This is a genomic window from Brevibacillus sp. WF146, assembly GCF_001673705.2.
In the GTDB taxonomy this organism is placed as follows: Bacteria; Bacillota; Bacilli; order Brevibacillales; family Brevibacillaceae; genus Brevibacillus; species Brevibacillus thermoruber.
Genome location: NZ_CP109943.1, coordinates 1382751 through 1401109 on the forward strand (window position 1 = coordinate 1382751; position 18359 = coordinate 1401109).

Below are 18359 nucleotides of genomic sequence, written 5' to 3' on the forward strand. Positions count from 1 at the left end.
CTTGCTAAAATTGGCAGGAGGAACTCTGGAAAACTTTGTCGAACTATCTACAGGACTATCTGTTTGTTGGCGAATGGTCTGTACAAGGGAATTTGCCTGAGCGGCCTTGCTGCCCGGTTCGGATTTGCGATGGCCGGAACAGGAGAGGGGAATGGCGAATGGATCAGACCAAACTGCGCATTCTGTCGGCAGCGGCCAAGCTGTTTGACATACACGGCTACCACGGCACGTCCGTGCGTCAGATCGCGGAAGAAGCGCGGGTGAACGTCGCGCTCATTTCCTACCACTTCCGGGGAAAACAGGGCGTGCTGGAGACACTGATCGCCTCATACTTCGAGACGCTGTTTCGTCTGCTGGAAAATCGGGAAAAAGAAGACAGCGGACTGCCTTCCATGGAACGGCTGGAGCGGGTGATTCGCCTCTACCTGTCGTTTCAGCGGGAGCACGCGCCCATCACCCGGCTGATTCAGCGCGAATTGAGCGTGGAGTCCATGCTGGCGCGGGAAGTGATGACGCTGTACCTGAGCCGCTGGAAGCACGGCATCGCCAACGTGATCGAAGAAGGAATCGCTGCGGGAGAGTTTCGCGCCGTGCCGGTGGATCGCATCGCCCTGGCCACGGCCAGCCAGCTCATTTATCCGTTTTTGCAGCCGCAATCGGTACGGGAAGTCTACTATCTGGAGCCGGCCTCGGAGGAGTTTGCGGAATGGCTGCTCGTCTCCGTCATGCGCTATCTGGAGGCGTGGCTGCTCCCGGCTCGCGGGTAAGCCGGCCCGCACCACTCGAGAATTTTACGCTAAGGGGTTGTCATGACCGTGAAAAGAAAATGGGTCCTGCTCTGTCTGGCAGGCATGCTGTTATATGCCAATCCGGCGATGGCTACGCCGTTTCCGGACAAAACGGACGAAGTGATTCAAGACGCCGACGGCTATCTGAAACAGAACGAGCGGCAGAGCGCTGCCGAAGCGATCAGGCAGCTCGGCGGCAACTACAAGGTGGTGGTTGTCGAAAGCACCCAGCCGGAGGCCCAAACGCCCGACGAATACGCGAAAAAGCTGTACGACAACTACAACCTGCCCGAGGACACCCTGATGATCGTGCTCGACATCAACACCCAACAGCTTGGGGTGCACGCCGGACCCGCGCTGGAGGCAAAAGGCGCCACCCCGGACATGCTGCGCGAAAAGGTGGCGGCCTACTATGAACCGTTCCGCGTGGAAAAACAGTACCTGCAGGGGATCCAGGCGTTTCTGGCGGAAGTCAAGGGAGAATTGGAAGGGATGAAAAACAAGACGGGCGCAGCGGCAGGTTCCCCTGACGCTGCCCAGCCGTCCGCTCCGGCGGCGAAGCCGGAGGAACAATCGGACGCGGGACTGCCCTGGTGGCTGTACGGGATCGGCGCGGTCTTTGCCGCTCTCTCCGCTGCGCTGGTGTACGCGATGATCCGCCGCCGCTCCATTTTTGCCCAGGTGGATGCGGTGGAGGAGTGGAAGGACGAACTGGTGGAAAAAATCAACGTCATCGAGGTGGACAAGCCGCTGCGCCGTTCCCGCGGCAAGACCGAGGAGCGGTACATGCATCTGGCCGACCGGAAGGAAAACCTGCTGCGCATCCGCATCCCCGACGTGGAGATGATGATTCTGGACGCGGAGGAGGCGTGCGACCGCTTCCGCTTCCAACTGGCGCTCGGCCTGCTGGCGGAAGCGCGGGACATGCTCGGCGCCATCGAGCAGGAACTGGACGAACTGAAGACGGATACCACCCAGGTGGTCGCCACGAAAAAGGAAAGCAAGCTGGCCATTCCGGAAATCGGCAAGCAGGTGGAGCAGGTGGAACGGCGCCTGTCCGACCTGCGTCTGGAGTACGGGCTGTCGTTCCACGAACTGAAGACGGCGCTGGATGAGGTGGAAACCATGCGCGCCATGATCAAGGAAGCGCGCGCGGACGGCGACGACGTGCTGGCCTACGACATCACGCTGAAGGCGCAGAAGCTTCTGGGCACGCTGGCGAGCGACCTGGAGCGGATTCCGGCGCTGGTCGGACGCGTGTTGAAGGAGATGCCGGAAGAGTTCAAGCAGTTGGAGGAGGGCATCATCCAGGCGACGGGCGACGGGTACGATCTGAACCAGGACCCGCTGGAAGGCTCCCTGCTGCAGGCCAAGCAGCTCATCAACGCGGCGAAGTCGGCTTTGGAAGAGGGAAGCCTGGACATGGTGGAGACCCATGTCAAAGCGTTTGACGTGCTGATTGACAATACGTACCAGAATATCGAGAACATGGTCCTGAGCCAACGGCAGGCGGCAGCGACCGTTTCCGCGGCGGAACCGGAGGAATGGGAGCAGGCTGGCGGTGAGCCGGATGGGAGCATCGGACACGTCTCTTCTGACGAGATGCCGAGCGAGGCGGCGGCGGTGGTTGACCGATCGGCGGCACCTGCGGCTGCTCTCGCCGATACGGCAGCGGCGGCCATTTCCGCGGCGGCGGCTGAAACCGCATCGGGAGCCGCCGCATTGGGAGCCGCCGCATTGGGAGCCGCCGCATTGGGAGCCGCCGCATTGGGCGCAGCAGGACATGTCCGGACAGGAGAAGGAGAGGAACGGACACCTGCGGCACCGGGGCGCGTTGAAGGCCGGCGGGAGGAAGGCGGTGTCTCCCTCTCCGCAGCGGCGGACGAGGCGCTGACCCAGGCGGAGCGGGAATGGCTGTTTGACACGCCGGCTGCCCTGGGCGGAACGAAATCGGCTGGTGTCAGGGAAAAGGCGGACGACCGGCATGCGGGGGGCATTGCTGTCCGGGAACACCCGGCTGCCCGTCCCGGTGAGAACCCGGCGCTTCAAGCCGAGGAACGCATGGCTGCCAGCCATATGGAAGAACCGGCGGACCAGGAGGACGCAGAATTTGAACTGGTAATTCCCAAGGGCCACGATACGCGGGAAGAGGCGGAAGCGGAGGAGCAGCCGGTACCAGAGCGGCTGGTCATCGAGACGGAGGATGACGCCCTCGACGAGCTGGAGCGAATCTCCGGCACGCTGGTGCGGCTTCGCCAGGAGATCAAGCGGAGCTACCTGCCGGGGATTCCGGCCCGGTTGAAATACCTGTTTGAAGACGTGGTGCAGATCCTCGCGCGGATCAAGGCGATGATGGAGCAGTACCGCTACGATCTGGACGAGGTGGCCATCCTGATCAATGAAGCCAATGAACTGCTGCTGGAGACGGAGCGTCTGGCGGAAATGACGATCTCCACCTGCCAAAAGGCGGAGGGAGCGATCCAGTATACCAACCGCTACCGCCGCCAAAACCGGCAGGTGGATGACATGCTGACCAAAGCGGAGCAGGCGTTTCGCCAACTGGCGTTCGACGAGGCGTACCAGCTTGCGGAGGCAGCCCGCCTGATCGTGGAAGGGGCATCCGAAGAGCCGGAAAAAGGATGGCTCTTGCGGCGCAAGAAAAAGGGGTGAGGCGCGGATGATGCTCCCCCTGTTTCTCTTCGCCGTCGGCCTGCTTCTGATGTGGCAGCCCCGCACCAAGCGTTGGCGCGCCCGCCTGCTCGCCCACTTCAACGGCGACGAGCGGCGCGTCAGGCAGCGGGCCCATACCTTTTTTCTCCTGGGCTTCGCCTTCATCCTGTCGGCGCTGGCCTACCTGTACCGGCTGACCGTGTAGGGACAGCCGCCCGCAGACAATAACGGACGCCGGGATGTAAAGTCGGAAGGCAAAAAAAGGGGAGCGCCGACTGTTTCATCGACGCCCCATGTAGGAAGATAAAGGGAGTAGAGGTGTGAGAACCCCGCAACTAGGGGGAGTAGGGGTTCTGCTCACTCTTTTTCCGAAGAAAAGAGTACCTGCTCCATAGTTTTCCCGTTTTCTCCCAATTCAAACCTCTTCGTCTCAAAACGAAGAGGTTTTTTCCGTTACGCCGTCCCCAACGCCATCCGTGCGCTGTGGGTGCCGGCCACGAAGCCGGAGGAGAAGGCGATGGTGATGTTGTATCCGCCGGTGTGGGCGTGCACATCCATCACTTCGCCGGCAAAAAACAGCCCGGTCATCCGCTTTGACTGCATGGTCCGGGGATCGATCTCCTTGACGCTGACGCCGCCCCCCGTGATGAACGCCTCTTCGAGCGACAGGGTGCCGGTCACGGTCAGGGGAAACGCCTTGATCAGCCGGACCAGGGCCATCCACTGCTGTTTGCCCATGTGGTTTCCGGTTTGGTCCTCCGGGATGGCGGCCATCGCCAGCAGCAGCGGAATCATCCGTTCCGGCAGATAGCCTTTCAGCACGTTTTTCGCCGCTTTTTTCGGCTGGTCCTCCAGGAGGCGCCAGCTTTCCTCGGCCACTTCGTCAAGGTGCTTCGCCGGCATCAGGTCGATGGTGAGCTGCAGCGGCGCGTCGCCCTGCTTCCGTTTCGTCACCGAGACGTAATGGCCCATGCGCAGGGCGGCCGGCCCGGAGATGCCAAAGTGGGTGAAAATCATGTCGCCTTCCTGGGTGGTTACCCTTTTGCCCTTGGCGTCGTAAAGCGTCAATGCCACATCGCGCAGAGACAGCCCCTGCAGCGACTTGTCCCGGATGAACGGGTCACTCGCCACCAGCGGCACTTCCGTCGGATACAATTCGGTGATGGTGTGTCCCGCTTCCCGCGCCCAGGCGTAGCCGTCTCCGGTGGAACCGGTTTGCGGAACGGAGCATCCCCCGACGGCGATCACCACACAGGGGGCGTGGAGCCGCTCGCCGCTACGGAGCTGTACCCCGCAGGTGCGGCCGTCCGCGTACAGGACACGCTCCACCGGACTGTTCAGGCGAATCTGCACCCCCTGCCGCTTCATCCGCTCGATTAGCGCATTAGCCACGGTAATCGCCTTGTCGGTGACGGGAAACATCCGGCCGCGGTCTTCTTCCTTCAGGGCGACGCCCATCTCTTCGAAGAAGCGGATGATCTCCCGGTTGCCGAACTGGGTAAACGCGCTGTACATGAACCGGCCATTGCCCGGCATCTGCTTGATCAGCTCGTCCATGTCCTTGGCGTTGGTCACGTTGCAGCGCCCGCCGCCGGAGATGATCAGCTTGCGTCCCCTGCTTGGCCCCTTTTTCCACCAGGCAGACCCGCGCTCCTTCCCCGGAGGCGGCGATCGCAGCCATCAGCCCGGCCGGTCCGCCGCCGATGACGATCACGTCGTATTCGCTTGCCTTCATGTCTTCTCGTCCTTTGTCGTTGTGATAAATGGCATCTCCCATTGTACCACAGCAAAAGGACGAGCGTTTTCGCCCGTTCAGCCCCGCAGAATGTCCTCCACCGGACGCTTCTCCAGGACGTAGCGGACGACCGGCTGATCCCGCAGAAGATCGGTCACCACATAGCCCTGCTCCAAGTAACGGGTAAACAGCGTGCGGGTCGCTTCCCGCCAGGCTGCGGCCGCTCCCATGTCCGCCTGTTTCACCGCCTGAAAATGAGCGGGGACGGGCAGCAGCAGCCGTTCGCCGGAGCAGTCCGGCCGGATGTCCCGCGGGCGGGGCAGCTCGCCGCTCAGGTCGCAGGACAGCACCTCCGGCACACCGGCCGTGTCCGGGCGTCTGGGCTGACCGGCGCGGTGCCGCTCCACCCGGTCGCTGGCGATGAACCACTCGACCAGGAAGCGGTCGGTCGGCAGCCCCCGGTTCAGGTCGTCGTTCAGCTCGCCGTAACAGTCGGGGAGATAACGGCAGACGACGCCGCCCAGCTTGGCGATGTTCAGATAGCCGTTCACCGTCTCCAGCGGGTCGTACGTCCAGGTGATCTTGGGATACCCGGCGAGCAGGGCTTCCTCCCGCTGCATCCATTTCATCCGGACGCCCAACCCCTGTTTGCGGTACTCGGGCAGAAATCCCAGCATGTGCGAGCAGAGGTGCAGTTCCCCGTCCGTGTAGCCGGGAAAGCTGTACAGAAAGCCGATCATCCGGTCGCCGTCGTAGGCGCCGAGAAAGAGGCCGCCAAACTTGGCGACCGTCAGCGTCATGTGCAGCGGAATCACGGACGAGCCGCTCCATATAGTTCCTTCCAATGCTTCCAGTTCCTGCAGCTCCGCCTTGTCCGTCAATTTGCGAAAGGTTATGGTCATGACTGCTTCCTCCATCCGTGTGTGTCTGTAAATCCATTCGGGGCGGGAACCCGTATTCCTGCCGGATGGGCGGTTGCATCCCGCTACCCCTTGGCTAATAATAGAAGGGACGCGGTTCGCCGCGTACAGGAGGAGGTTTGCCGGAATGGAACATCAGTTTCAGCTTGAGCTGTGGAAGCGATTGACCGAAGCGCCGGGGATTCCCGGTTTTGAAGGGCCCGTGCGAACCGTTATGCGGGAGTACATATCGACGTACACGCAGGAAATCGTCTGCGATAATCTGGGAAGCTTGTTCGGCGTCATGCGCGGGGATGAAAACGGCCCCCGCATCATGGTGGCGGGCCACTTGGACGAAGTGGGCTTCATGGTGACGCGGATCTCGGACAAGGGGTTCCTCTCGTTTCAAACTGTCGGCGGCTGGTGGGGACAGGTCCTGCTGGCCCAGCGGGTGCAGGTCTTGACGCCTGCCGGCGCGATCGACGGAGTGATCAGTTCCATCCCGCCGCACGTGCTGAACGACGATCAGCGCCACCGGCCGATGGACATCCGCAACATGTACATCGACATCGGCGTGGATTCGCGCCAGGAGGCGGAGCGGCTGGGCGTGCGGCCGGGGCAGCCGGTGGTGCCGGTCTGTCCGTTTACCGTGATGGCAAATCCGAAGCGGCTGATGGCAAAAGCGTGGGACAACCGCTACGGCTGCAGCCTGGCGGTAGAGCTGGCCAAGGAACTGCACGAACGCCCCGACCACCCCAACGTGGTCTACGTGGGAGCCACGGTGCAGGAAGAATTGCCGGGCGCCCGCGGGGCCAAGACGGCGGCGGCCGTCATTGAACCGGATCTGTTCCTGGCGCTGGATGCGAGTCCGGCCGGCGACATCCCCGGCGTCAGGGAGGAGGGCGGCAAACTGGGCGGCGGCGTGCTGATGCGGCTGTACGATCCGCTCTTTATTCTGCAGCCGGGACTGCGCGACTTTTTGATCGCGATCTGCGAAGAAGAGAACATCCCCTACCAGTTCTACGTCGCCAAAGGGGGAACGGACGCCGGTCCGGTTCAGTACCACGGAAAGGGCGTTCCTTCCGCTGTCATCGGCATCCCGGCCCGTTACATTCACAGCCATGCGGCCATCATCGACCGGGACGACTACGAAGCGGCCAAGCGCCTGCTGTTTGCCGCCGTGCGCAGGCTGGACCGATCGGCGCTGGACGCGATCCTGCCGCGCTAGGAGGGACGAGGCGTGAATGCTGTAACGTTTTACACCCGGTGTCAGGGCGAAGAGACGTCGTTTGAGTACAACTTCTACGACAACGGCTTCTCCCCGAGCAATCTGGCCGTCCGCAAAGTTCTTATGGCGATGCTGGAGAGCGTCCGCCCCCGCTTGACCCACCTGGAAGTGGAGTACAACGACGGCATGCTGGCCGACAAACTGGGGGCCCGCCGGGCGGGCGATCTGCTCCGGTTTCTGGGGGCGTCCAAAGCGAACATGAGGGAAACCTACAGCGGGGACGTGGTGGTCAGCCGCGTGTTTCGCGCCCCGCTGACGCCCGAGCGCTACGACTACTTTCATACCCTCCCGGACGTTTCCCAGTTGTCCCACTACCGGCTGCAGGAACAGGAGAAGGACCGGATCGTCTTTTACTTCACCCGTTACCTGCAGTTGATCGCGCCACAGCGGGAAGCGGAACGCTTTGCCGCCCGTCTGGAAGCGTACGGACTGCCGTACAGATGGGTGCCCATCGACGGGGAGGATTGAAAAACAAACAGCCATGTTGCTCCAAACGGGTGAGCAGCATGGCTGTTTTATTGCGGAATGCCCGGTTCCCGGTTGAACGGCGGCTGGGCCAGGGCAATTTCGCGGGCCTCGTCGAAGCGGTCGAGCAGGAGCTGATTGGCCCGGGAGATGTGATGGGCGTGAAAGAACGTCTCTTCCGTCACGCTTTGAAAAAAGGCGTCCACCACTTGGGGACAAAACTGCGTGCCCGTGTTGCGGATGATTTCGTCGCACGCTTTGGAAAAGGAGAGTCCTTTGCGGTAGGCGCGGGACGAGGTCATCGCGTCAAACGCGTCGGCTACGGCGGAGATCCGGGCGACGAGCGGAATGTCCTCTCCCTTCAACCCATCGGGGTACCCTTTTCCGTCAAAGCGTTCGTGATGGTGACGGGTGATGACGAGAATCGTCTCGATCTGCTGCGAATCCTGCGTTCCGGCCTGGGCAAACAGTTTGCGCAGCAGCGCTTCCCCGCGTACCGGATGGGCTTTGATGATCTCGTATTCTTCGTCCGTAAGCCGCCCCGGCTTCAGCAGAATGCTGTCCTCAATGCCGATTTTGCCGATGTCGTGCAGCAGTCCGCCGGTGTACACCGTATCCAGCATCGCCTCGTCCATGCCCATCTGCTTCCCGATGACCCGCATGTAGTAGGCGACCCGCTGGGAGTGGCCCGAGGTGTAGGAATCCCGCTCCTCCAGGGCGACCGCCAGCGATTTCAGGATGCTTTGGTTGGCTTCGGCCAGTTGTTCGCCGCGCCGCTTGGAGCTCAGCAGCAGCTTTTCCTGCCGCTGGGTCAGGTAGATCAGGACGGCCGTGATCAGGTAGCTGCCGGCCACCAGCAGGACCAGCAGCGTCTTGAAGCTGGAAAACTGCTGGTAAAAACGCTCTTCCGACGTGACAATGCCGACGTACCAGTCCCACTGCGGAAAGTAGCGGACGACGGAAATTCTGCTTTCGGGAGAAGCGCCGTCCGGGGGCTGCCACTGATACGAGAGGTGGTGTTTTCCCTCGTTCAGCACTTCCCGGATGAGATAGCGCCCTTCTGGAGTGGGGGTGTTGTTCAGGTTCTGCCCTTCCCATTCGGCATGAACCGTCAGGGTTCCCTGAGAATTGAACGCAAACAGGTTTTCTCCCTCGCCCATCGTCAACCGGACGGCGCTGCTGTCGCGCGTGCCGTCAGGCCGTTTGGGGCCGGCAATCAGATCCTTCACCCGCTGTTGGGCTTCGGTGAAGGTGAGGGAGTCCTCGTCGACCCGTTCGTGAAACAGGGAAAGGATTTGGAAGACAGTGTCCAACTGCCTGTCCATCGCTTGCACTCCGTTTTTGTAGTACAGCAGTTGTGCCTGTGAGTACCCGAAGAACACGACGCAGGTAAACAGAATGGGCAGCAGCACGAGGAACAAGGGGTAAAGGCGCGATTGGGTTGCAGGTTTTAGAGGCAAGGCGCTACGTCCTTTCCGCATTTTGGTATTCTTCTTCCTCATAATAGGGCAAATCGACATAACCTTCAATAAATTCCCCGAATATTGTCGAAAAATAGTGAAGGAGTGGTCGAACCACTCCTTCTGCTATGTCGAGGGACGATTTGGCCCTTCCAGCTTCTTGTCCCCGTACCCCGGACTGTCGTTTTGCGTGGATGCAGGCTGGACGTTGCGCTCGGAACGCACGTCCTGATTGTTGGAGACGCGTTTTTCCGGTAGCTTCACGTGTGTTTCCCTCCTTTCACAGCCATGGTTTGCGGCTGGCCGTTTCCCCGCGGCTCAGATGCTTGTGCTGCAGGCTGTCTTCGAGATGGATCAACAGGGACGAAAGCGGCAGGCGCAGCAGGATTTTCGCTTCGGCTGCGGGCATCTCCCGCTCGTCGGCTCCCGGTTCCCCATTCATCGGGCTCCCTCCTTTCTGCCGGCTGTCCGCGGCTCTCCCTGTGCGTCCGGCACCCGGCCCCGCTTGTGACGCGGCATGGCGTACAAGGCAAACAGGCCGAGAATGGCAGCCAGCAGCACCGTTGCCAGCGCGTAGGCGATCCACGGGTAAGGACTGGCTACTCCGCCCAGCCGTTCCACCAGGGCGCCACCGATGCTGGTGCCGAGCGCCGTGCCGATCCCGGAGACGAAGTTGGCCACACCGAAGTAGGCGTTCAGCCAGTTCTCCTTGGCAAAATAGCCGACAAGGCTGTCCAGTACGGGCAGAAACAGCATTTCTCCAATAATGAACAGCACGGCCGATGCGCTGAGCGTGGCGAACTGCCTGGCAAAGCCGATCCCGAACAGCCCGGCACCCAACAGCGCAATTCCCGCCACAAGCGCCAGATACGGATTGATCCGCGCGAGCACGAAGCGGGAGATAACCCCCTGCAGCAGCACAACGCTGACGGAGTTGATGGTCCAGATCAGGCCGATCAGGGTCGAAGTGTGCAGTACGTGTTCGCCGCGCAGGGGGAGCACCAGGGCAAACTGGGCATAGAACGCCCAGATGAGCAGCGAGATGCCGGAGAACAGCAGGAAACTGCGGTGACGCAGGATGTGCAGATACTCCGGCAGCGGCGTCCGGCGGCAGTCCGGCCCCACGCAGCGGTCGTTGGGCAGCGTCAGCCACGTGATGACGGCCAGCGTGGCAAACACCAGGGAGGCAAGCAGAAAGGGCGTTCGGCCAAGGGCAGTCAGCCAGGTGATGGTCAGCCCGGCGACAATAATCCCCAGATGGGCAAAAATGCCCCGCCAGGAAAAAGCGGCCGTCCGCTCCTCCTCCGCCACGGCGTCGGCAATCGTGGCCTTGATCGTCGGGGCGAGAAGCCCGACGCCCAGCCCGTTTACGCCTGAAAACACGAGAAACAGCCAAAACGTCTGGCCCCAGTGATAGCCGAGCATCGCCAGCCCCTGCAGCAGCGCGCCCGCTATCATGACGGAGCGTCTGCCGAAGCGGTCGGACAGAGGTCCCCCGAGGAGACTGGCCGCCTGATAGGCAATGCTCCCCACCCCGAGAACCAGTCCGACTTCCGCGATGGAAAAGGCTCGCACGTTTTGCAGGAAGACGGGAAACACGGGGACGATCAGATAGGCGGCCAGATGCATGAAAAAAACCAGCGCCAAGAGCAGCGTGTAGGTTTTGTTTCGCCGGAGCGATTCCGTTCCCCAAATCATGGCGCCGCCTCCTTGTGACACAGTCTCTCCGATAGTATGGATGAACGCTGGCAAAAACTATGCACCCGCGCGGCCGTTGGGCGAAAGCGGAAAATCGCGGCGAACAGGCGGCCGTCCAATCCATCCGACTCCCCGCGACATATACCTATTACTGTATACGGCCATGGGCCGAACGTACGGCGCACGGGTACAGGCTGGAGGAACAAGGAGGGACAGATATGAATCGTTTTTTCAAACACGAAGGGTTTGAAGTCATCATCTGGATCCTGGTGATTGTCTTTCTTCTCTCCATTTTCTTTGACGAAGGGATAGAGTAGGATGAGCGCATACCGCCCGATCAGCCGATTGAACCGCTACTACAAAAACAACAAGGGCTTCAGGGCCTGGGTACAGGCCAATGAACAGTGGTTCAAGGAAAATCCGGAAGTGTTCCAGCAGCTTCTGCGCAATCCGAACATGGTCAATCTGTTCATGAATTTGATGGTCATGCACGCGCCGCGCATCCAACGCAAGCTGGGCCGGATGAGACGAAAAAAAGGATGAGAACGAGCGGCATGTCAGCGGCAGGCATGCCGTTTTTTCGCGTCCGGGACAGGTTGCGTTTGCGCGGTGTCCCGGGAACTCGCCGGCGACCCGGCGGGATTGCCATGCCCCCTGATATGGCACCGTTGTTTTCCTCTTCATATTTGCCTGACAAGCGGCGTAGGGATAAGCATACGCTGCCAAGTCGGGAGGAATGAAGACATGTCTCAGGTGATTCTTACCTTTTTTATCGCGTACGGCATTGTCGTCGGAGGGTCCCTTTCCGGCGGATTGGGCTATTTTCTGGCGGCAGAAAAACCGCCGCTCTGGTCGATGAAGGAACTGGCGGACCAGTTGAAGATCTGGGGGCTGGTGGGCGCTCTGGGCGGCACGTTCGACTCCTTTTTGCAGATCGAAAAGATCCTCGTGGGCCACTTCCACCCCGTGGTAAAACAGTTGGTGATGATCGTGGTGGCGTTTCTCGGCGCCCACATGGGCACGATCACCGTCCAATGGCTGTGGCAGGTGCGTTCATGAGCGTGAGTCTGTGGAAGCGGTACGTCGCCCTGCTGGTGGTAGGCGCCGTGCTGGGCGGAACCGGGGTGCTGCTGGTATACGGGCGGGAAATGGAGCAAATGCTGGTCCTGAACCAGAGTTTGAAGCTGTTGACGGAGAAATTGCGGGAAGAGAACGAGGCGCTGAGGCAGTCCCAGCGGGTTTCCCGCAAACAGCAGGACGTCGTGATCGAGGAAATCCGCGTGGTCGTGCTGGATCCGAAGCCGCACCCGACGATCGAGGTGCAGGTGGTGCGCCGTTTGGAAAAAGACCTCGCCTCCCTGAAGGGCAAAAAAGTGGAGCAGGTGGCCGGCGTGCACGAGGTGCTGCATGAAATGCTCAGGCGCAGGGAGTACGTCGTGGACGACGAGGGCACGATGGCCGAGGTGCGGGTGAAAACGGTGGCGATCAGCCGCGATCTGTTTCTGTTCGTCACAGTGGAAATGAAGCGGGAGGGAACCTGACGGCGAACAGGTGGTATCGCCGGAAAAATCGCCGCCGCGATGAAACTTTCTGCTCCTCCTCCCGTATATCCATACAGAAACTCCGGCGGACTGCGATCCGTAGCGAAGGAGAGAATGAAGCGATGTCGATGTTCAAAAAGCTGCTGGCCAGCGTCGGGATCGGCTCCGCGCAGGTTGACACCCGACTGGAGCAGGATTCCCTCATCCCCGGCGACATGGTGAGAGGGGAAGTCCACATGGTGGGCGGGGACGTAGCCCAGGAGATCGACGACATCTACATGTACGTCGTCACCCACTACGAACGGGAAGTGAACGACAACAAGGTAAAAGAGGAGTGCATACTGGTCAAGCACCGCCTGTCCGAGCGCTTCACGCTGCAGCCGAAAGAACGAAGAGTGCTGCCGTTTGCCTTCCAACTGCCGTACGAGACGCCCCTGACGATGGGGCGGCAGCCGGTCTATCTGCGCACCGGACTGGACATCAAGAACGCCATCGATCCGGGCGATTCCGACTTCATCGAGGTACGGCCCCATCCCCTGATGGAAAAAGTGCTGGACGCCATCCACCTGATCGGGTTCCAACTGTTCAAGGTGGACTGCGAGTACAATCGCTACCTGGGCCGCCGCTATCCGTTCGTGCAGGAATTCGAATTCCGTCCGACCGGCCCGTACCGCAGCCGTCTGGAAGAGCTGGAAGCGGTCTTCCACCTTCGTGACGGAGAGCTGGAAGTGCTGCTGGAACTGGACAAACGGGCGCGCGGTTTCCTGGGCGTCTTTGAAGAAGCGTTCAACCTGGATGAACGGTATGCCCGCTTCCGCCTGACTGCGGCCGATCTGAACCGTCCGACCGATGTGATTGCCGACCAGATCGACGAACTGATCCGCCGTCAAATTCACTAAGCACGGCAAAAAGACTGCCTGGCGAGTGCCGCTCAGGCAGTTTTTTTTTCGCTCACGGATACCAGCGGTCAGTTATCTACCCCGACGATCGACAGCAGGACAAACAGGACGAGAATCAAAGCGATGCCGGTGAAGCCTCCACCTTTAAACAGGTTCATTCTCTTCGCCCCTTCCCGGATGTGGTTCTCTATCATGGTAATGGCAAATACCCGCGCAGGTGCAGGACAGGCGCCGATGGGTCAACGACCTGAAGGTGCCTGTTCCTTTATTGCCTATTTTTTGATTTGCATGTATGAGCCGGGATTTTTCAGACAATACTGAGACCATACATAACCGCAAGGAGGAAGAAATGGAATGAATTTGCTGGAGAAAACGAGAAAGATTAATGTGATGCTGCAAAAAACGATGGGAGGCAGCGGTGTCGGCTACCATGACCTGGCCCGTCTTTTGTCCGACGTCATCGACGCCAACGTCTACATCATCACCGCCGACGGCTCCATCATCGGCAGCGGCCTGCGGCAGGACTTTGCCGTCGGGGAGCGGACGCATGACCTGCTCCCGTCCGGCTATCATCAGCGGCTGCTGGAGGTAAGCCAATCACTGGCCAACGAACCGGTGCAAAGCCCTTACAGCATGGTGACGCCCGACCTGGTGTCACTCTTCCCGCAGATGATGACCACCATCGTGCCGATCAACGCCGGAGGCAGCCGCCTCGGCACGCTCGTCCTGATGCGGGCGTACGGCCTGTTTGAGACGGAAGATCTGATCCTGGCGGAAATCGGCGCCACCGTGATCGGCATGAAAATCGTCCGTCAGCGCACGGAGCAGATCGAAAGCGAGGTGCGCGACAAAACCTTTGCCAAGATTGCGCTCTCGTCGCTGTCGTACAGCGAGCAGATCGCAATCGAGAAAATCATGGAACAGCTCGATGCCAAAGAAGGGCTGCTCGTCGCCAGCCAACTGGCCGACCAGGCCGGCCTGACCCGCTCCGTCATCGTCAACGCGCTCAGAAAACTGGCCAGCGCCGGCGTGCTGGAGTCCCGCTCGCTCGGCATGAAAGGCACCTACATTAAAGTGCTGAACGACAAGTTTCCGGCCGAACTGGCGAAATGGAAGACGTCGTAGCACGCGGCGGCAAAACGCGCCCGTTTCCGCAGGGAAAGGGCGCATGCATGCCCGCGATTTGCTTTCGAAGAGAGAAAACACACCCGCAGGCGTTACAGCGCTGCGGGTGTGTTTTCGTTGCGGCTGCCGTCGCCAGGTTGGTGCGGCTGCGGCGAGTCGGTCGTTTCCGCCGCTGTCCGGCCGGACCAGAGCGGATGCTCCTCCATTCGGCGAAACTCCCGGAACAAAAGCAGGCTGAGGCCGATCGTCCCGAGTGACAGGCCGCCGACCAGGAGCAGCGTGTCCGGAGCGGCCCACCTGCGCTCCAGGAGAACAGAGCAAAGCGCGTAGCTGACCGGGCCCAGACCGACCGACATCAGCGTGAGCAGCGACATCACCCTGCCCAGCTTGGCGGCGGGAACGATCGCCTGTATGTAGGTGATCAGCGGGATGTTGGTCATGCTCATCGCCATGCCGACGGCGAACAGCATCGCCAGCCCAAACGCCAGTTGATGCATGAGCGAGACGGCGGCGATGCCTGCCCCCATCAGCCCGACCATCAGGGGCAGGAACGTGTAGCGCCCGCGGAATCCGCCGCACAGGGCGGTGATGACACCGCCGGCGATGGTGCCCACGCCGAGCGCCGAACTGAGCGAGCTGTAGGCGCTGCCGTCCCAGCCGAGCTGCTTGACCAAAAGGGGCAGGCCCATGTTGACCGGACCGGAAAACATCATGTTGAGCACCAGGGACGTCCCGAAGATGATCGTCAGGATCGGGATGGAAAAGGTGAAGCGGATGCCTTCCCAGACGTCGCGGAAGTAGGAAGGCCGCGACGCATGCGGGCGATCCGGTTCCGCTGCCGGCTCCGTTTGGACGGGCTGGAGCCGGAGCGTGAAGAGAATCAGAGTACCGGCGAAAAAGGCGGCAGCCATGATCAAAAACATCGGCGGGTACGGGACGGCGTGCAGCAGCAGGGCGGCGACCAGCGGACCGCCGACCATGCTGAGCTGCTGCGAGATTTCCATCAGGCTGTTGGCCGCGGCCAACTGGTCGCGGCCGACGACAAACGGCAGAATGGAACTGCGCGCCGGCCAGAAAAAGGCGTCCACCGTGCCGAACAGGGCGGCCATCGTGTAGGCGGAGTAGGGAAGCAGTTGGCCGGAGTCGTACAAGAGCAGCAGGCCGAAGCCGGAGAGCACTATCCCCCGGGCCAGAATGGAGCCGACCATGATCCGCTTGCGGCTGAACCTGTCGGCGGCCACTCCGCCCGCCAGCATAAACAGCAGGCGGGGAATGGACATGCAGATCAGGGTGGTGCCGAGCACCGTCTCCGATCCGGTCACGTCCACGATAAACCAGGAGAGGGCAACGAAGAACGCACCGTCGGCCAGCGCCGAAATCAGGTTGCCGAACCAGAGCCGGACAAACTGGCTGTTTTTCCACAGCGCGCGTTTATTTTCCTGACGGGTCATGTTCCGTTTTCCTCCTGCAGATTTTCCCTGCCGTCACATCGTCTGCATGCACGAATCCCTCGGGCAGCGATTCATCGTCGGCCACGTAGATCTGCTCGTTGGTCATGAAGCCGACGCCGACGAAGTAAAACACTTCTCCCGTATCTTCCGCCTCCCCGGCCTTGATCCGCTGCAGGTGGCGTTCCTCCATGTCGTTCAATTCCTCCAGCAGGGCGCGATACTTTTTGATCCATGCCTTGATCTCGTCCCGCGGCGCCTTTACTTCCCCGTTGAAGGCGTAGAGCGGCGGCCGTTTCTCCTCTTCGGCAAAGAGCAGAAACGATTCGTCCGGCGCGTTGTACAGCCGGGTGATGCTGGAACGCAGGTGGTTGAGTATCGCTTCCTGCTGCAAAAGGGTGTCCTCGCGCAGGGACGGCAGCAGGTCTTCGCTCACCTTGAAATCGAAAGCGACGGAGCGGTAGAACTTCTGCACAATCCCGTTTTTCTCCTCGGTGCGGACCACGTGGACAAAGCCGTGGTGCTCCAGCTCCTTCAGATGGTAGTGAACCTTGGAAGGGGAGAGGGAAAGCATCCCGGCCAACTGTTTTCCCGTGTACGCGTCTTTGGTCAGCAGCGTGATCATTTCCAGGCGCAGCGCGTCACTAATGGCGCGCAGTTGTTCCAGACTTTCGATGACCAGATAACGTTTCAAGAAACAATCACCCTCTTTTAAATATTTGAACATAACGTTATTATTGAAACGTTCAAATTTGTTTGAACGAATTGTATCAGATGAACGTGCAGGTTTTCAATCATGTTTTTCGATTTGTGATGGAATCCGCATCGCATGTTCCTTGAGGCCACCTCCTGATTCTGGGGGACGAAGCACCACCGCGTCAGCATCCGGCATCGGCTTCGGTGCAATCATCCGCTGAAGATGAACCGGCTTCTCGGACGGGGGATCAATAGAAGCCTTTCCTGACGCAACGTGGTACAATACGGAGAAAACGGTGAAAGGGGTTTGACCATGACGGCGCTTCTGCGTCATCCTGTCTTTCGCCGTCTGTACACGGCTCATGTCATCCATATCATCGGAAACGAGTTCACGTTTATCGCCGTCGTCGGCCTGCTGCACGACCTGAGCGGGTCCGGGCTGTCGTTTGCGGCCGGCACGGTGTTTCGCCTGATGCCTTATGTGATCACCAGCGTTTTTTCCGGCGCCTTGCTGGAGCATTGGGACAAACGGCGCGTCATGATCGTCGTCAATCTGCTGCGGGGCATCCTCGTCAGCCTCTTCTTCTGGATCACGTCGCCCGCCTATCTCTGGGCGGCCTATGTGCTCCTGATTATGGTCAACATCTGCAGCGCCTTTTTTCAGCCGGCCATGCAGGTGGCCATCGTCCGCACGGTGAAAGCCGAAGACAGGCTGGCGGCCAATTCGCTCCTGCAGGGCACGACGTCGTTTTTGATCATCGTCTGCCAGGGGATCGCGGCCATGTTGGTCTACTTGTTTTCCTACCGGTTTAACTTTCTTCTGGACGCCGCCTGCTACGCTGTCTCGCTGTTGATCCTGCTGCGGCTGCCCGCCTTTGCGGACGAGTCGGAGCGGACCGGCAGCGGTTTTGTGCAGCGCCTGCGCGAAGGCTTCCGATACATCGGCAGGCAGCGGGAGATCGCCGGGGTTCTGCTGTACCAGATGGCGGAGCGGTTCCTGGGAGCGTATTACGTCATGCTGATGTACTTCGTGCTGCAGGAGAGAGGCGAGGGGTTGTTCGTCTTCGGGCTGCTGGACATCCCGCTCGGCCTGGGCGGCGTTTGTGCCGGTCTGGTGGCGGGCAGGCTGGCCGACCGCATGGGGACAAAAGGGATCAACATGGCGCTCGGCTGGGCACTGGCGGCGATGGGGGTCTCAATCTACGCGATCTTCCACTCCGGGCCGATCGCCGCTCTGGCGGCAGCGTCGCTGTTCTGCGCCTTTGCCTCGTTTGGCTCGTCGATCCTGGCGGTGACGCGCCTGCAGCAGTTGGCCGATCCCGATTACCTGGCCCGCGTCTTTTCCATCAGGGAAATGGTGACGATGGGCAGCTACTCGGTTGGCTGCCTAATCGTCGGGTACGGCGCCCAACAGGCGGGAAGCGCCGCCGTCTCCAGCGGGTTGGCCGTGTTCGGGGCAGCGGCCGGCCTGATCTGGCTGTTGGGCAGCCGCGGCCAAACGGACAGCAGGACGGGCAGGCAGCTTGAAAAGGAAACGGGAGCCGGGATGTAAACGGATCACACCGACGGCGAGGACCTATCCCCTTTGCCTGAAGACAGGCAGGGGGGATTTTTTTGGTATATTTATAAATATAATAATTGAAAAAG

18 protein-coding genes and 1 pseudogene are annotated in these 18359 nt (G+C 60.6%); 11 read left to right on the forward strand and 8 right to left on the reverse strand.

Annotated elements, in window-relative coordinates; translation table 11 throughout:
• Window positions 1-158 precede the first annotated feature (158 nt).
• The 3 genes from refZ to A6764_RS06685 are packed head-to-tail and all read left to right on the forward strand — an operon-like array spanning window position 159 to window position 3663.
• A complete protein-coding gene (gene refZ / locus A6764_RS06675; protein WP_035299872.1) occupies window positions 159-767 on the forward strand; it encodes a forespore capture DNA-binding protein RefZ in 609 nt (202 codons plus the stop codon).
• A gap of 42 nt (window positions 768-809) precedes the next feature.
• Window positions 810-3458 (forward strand): septation ring formation regulator EzrA, encoded by a 2649-nt coding sequence (locus A6764_RS06680; protein ID WP_413541973.1) that lies wholly within the window; start codon window positions 810-812, stop codon window positions 3456-3458.
• Window positions 3459-3465: 7 nt separating this feature from the next.
• Complete coding sequence (locus A6764_RS06685) at window positions 3466-3663, forward strand: hypothetical protein (protein WP_029098715.1); 198 nt, start codon at window positions 3466-3468, stop codon at window positions 3661-3663.
• A gap of 248 nt (window positions 3664-3911) precedes the next feature.
• Here the strand turns inward: A6764_RS06685 and A6764_RS06690 are convergent.
• Both A6764_RS06690 and A6764_RS06695 read right to left on the reverse strand, forming a co-directional pair.
• Window positions 3912-5193, reverse strand: a pseudogene (locus tag A6764_RS06690) (NAD(P)/FAD-dependent oxidoreductase).
• A gap of 77 nt (window positions 5194-5270) precedes the next feature.
• Window positions 5271-6095 carry a hypothetical protein gene (locus A6764_RS06695; protein WP_065066999.1) on the reverse strand — a complete coding sequence of 275 codons (825 nt, stop codon included), beginning with the start codon at window positions 6093-6095 and terminating at the stop codon, window positions 5271-5273.
• Between the two features lie 145 nt (window positions 6096-6240).
• Here A6764_RS06695 and A6764_RS06700 point away from each other — a divergent pair, with 145 nt between their 5' ends.
• Together A6764_RS06700 and A6764_RS06705 are read left to right on the forward strand one after the other, a co-directional pair.
• Entirely contained in the window at window positions 6241-7320 is a 1080-nt protein-coding gene (locus A6764_RS06700) for a M42 family metallopeptidase (RefSeq protein ID WP_029098718.1), read from the forward strand.
• A 12-nt stretch (window positions 7321-7332) separates the two neighbouring features.
• The gene (locus A6764_RS06705) at window positions 7333-7848 is read left to right on the forward strand and encodes a hypothetical protein (RefSeq protein WP_029098719.1); all 516 of its coding nucleotides are present in this window, start codon (window positions 7333-7335) and stop codon (window positions 7846-7848) included.
• A 47-nt stretch (window positions 7849-7895) separates the two neighbouring features.
• Here A6764_RS06705 and A6764_RS06710 read toward each other — a convergent pair whose 3' ends face one another.
• From A6764_RS06710 to A6764_RS06725, 4 genes are all read right to left on the reverse strand, one after another.
• The gene (locus A6764_RS06710) at window positions 7896-9305 is read right to left on the reverse strand and encodes an HD domain-containing phosphohydrolase (RefSeq protein WP_176703262.1); all 1410 of its coding nucleotides are present in this window, start codon (window positions 9303-9305) and stop codon (window positions 7896-7898) included.
• Between the two features lie 126 nt (window positions 9306-9431).
• Window positions 9432-9569, reverse strand: a complete 138-nt coding sequence (locus tag A6764_RS06715; RefSeq protein WP_176703261.1) for a hypothetical protein — start codon at window positions 9567-9569, stop codon at window positions 9432-9434.
• A gap of 16 nt (window positions 9570-9585) precedes the next feature.
• Window positions 9586-9747: a hypothetical protein gene (locus A6764_RS06720; RefSeq protein WP_176703260.1), complete on the reverse strand. Its 162-nt coding sequence runs from the start codon at window positions 9745-9747 to the stop codon at window positions 9586-9588.
• Window positions 9744-11003 (reverse strand): MFS transporter, encoded by a 1260-nt coding sequence (locus A6764_RS06725; RefSeq protein WP_065066997.1) that lies wholly within the window; start codon window positions 11001-11003, stop codon window positions 9744-9746. The genes A6764_RS06720 and A6764_RS06725 overlap by 4 nt, the downstream gene beginning before the upstream one ends.
• 318 nt (window positions 11004-11321) lie before the next feature.
• Between A6764_RS06725 and A6764_RS06730 the strand changes: the two genes are divergently transcribed.
• The 5 genes from A6764_RS06730 (at window position 11322) to codY (ending at window position 14568) form a co-directional block, all read left to right on the forward strand.
• A complete protein-coding gene (locus A6764_RS06730) occupies window positions 11322-11546 on the forward strand; it encodes a hypothetical protein (protein WP_029098721.1) in 225 nt (74 codons plus the stop codon).
• A gap of 201 nt (window positions 11547-11747) precedes the next feature.
• Window positions 11748-12062, forward strand: a complete 315-nt coding sequence (locus tag A6764_RS06735) for a YtrH family sporulation protein (protein WP_029098722.1) — start codon at window positions 11748-11750, stop codon at window positions 12060-12062.
• Window positions 12059-12544 (forward strand): sporulation membrane protein YtrI, encoded by a 486-nt coding sequence (locus A6764_RS06740; RefSeq protein ID WP_065066996.1) that lies wholly within the window; start codon window positions 12059-12061, stop codon window positions 12542-12544. Before A6764_RS06735 ends, A6764_RS06740 begins: the two co-directional genes overlap by 4 nt.
• A gap of 122 nt (window positions 12545-12666) precedes the next feature.
• Window positions 12667-13443 (forward strand): sporulation protein, encoded by a 777-nt coding sequence (locus tag A6764_RS06745; protein WP_029098724.1) that lies wholly within the window; start codon window positions 12667-12669, stop codon window positions 13441-13443.
• A gap of 354 nt (window positions 13444-13797) precedes the next feature.
• Entirely contained in the window at window positions 13798-14568 is a 771-nt protein-coding gene (codY, locus tag A6764_RS06750) for a GTP-sensing pleiotropic transcriptional regulator CodY (protein ID WP_065066995.1), read from the forward strand.
• A 92-nt stretch (window positions 14569-14660) separates the two neighbouring features.
• Here the strand turns inward: codY and A6764_RS06755 are convergent, their stop codons facing one another.
• Together A6764_RS06755 and A6764_RS06760 are read right to left on the reverse strand one after the other, a co-directional pair.
• Window positions 14661-16019 (reverse strand): MFS transporter, encoded by a 1359-nt coding sequence (locus tag A6764_RS06755; RefSeq protein ID WP_065066994.1) that lies wholly within the window; start codon window positions 16017-16019, stop codon window positions 14661-14663.
• Entirely contained in the window at window positions 16000-16710 is a 711-nt protein-coding gene (locus A6764_RS06760) for an ArsR/SmtB family transcription factor (RefSeq protein WP_083989787.1), read from the reverse strand. Before A6764_RS06760 ends, A6764_RS06755 begins: the two co-directional genes overlap by 20 nt.
• A gap of 315 nt (window positions 16711-17025) precedes the next feature.
• Here A6764_RS06760 and A6764_RS06765 point away from each other — a divergent pair, with 315 nt between their 5' ends.
• A complete protein-coding gene (locus tag A6764_RS06765; protein WP_065066992.1) occupies window positions 17026-18264 on the forward strand; it encodes an MFS transporter in 1239 nt (412 codons plus the stop codon).
• Window positions 18265-18359: the final 95 nt, after the last annotated feature.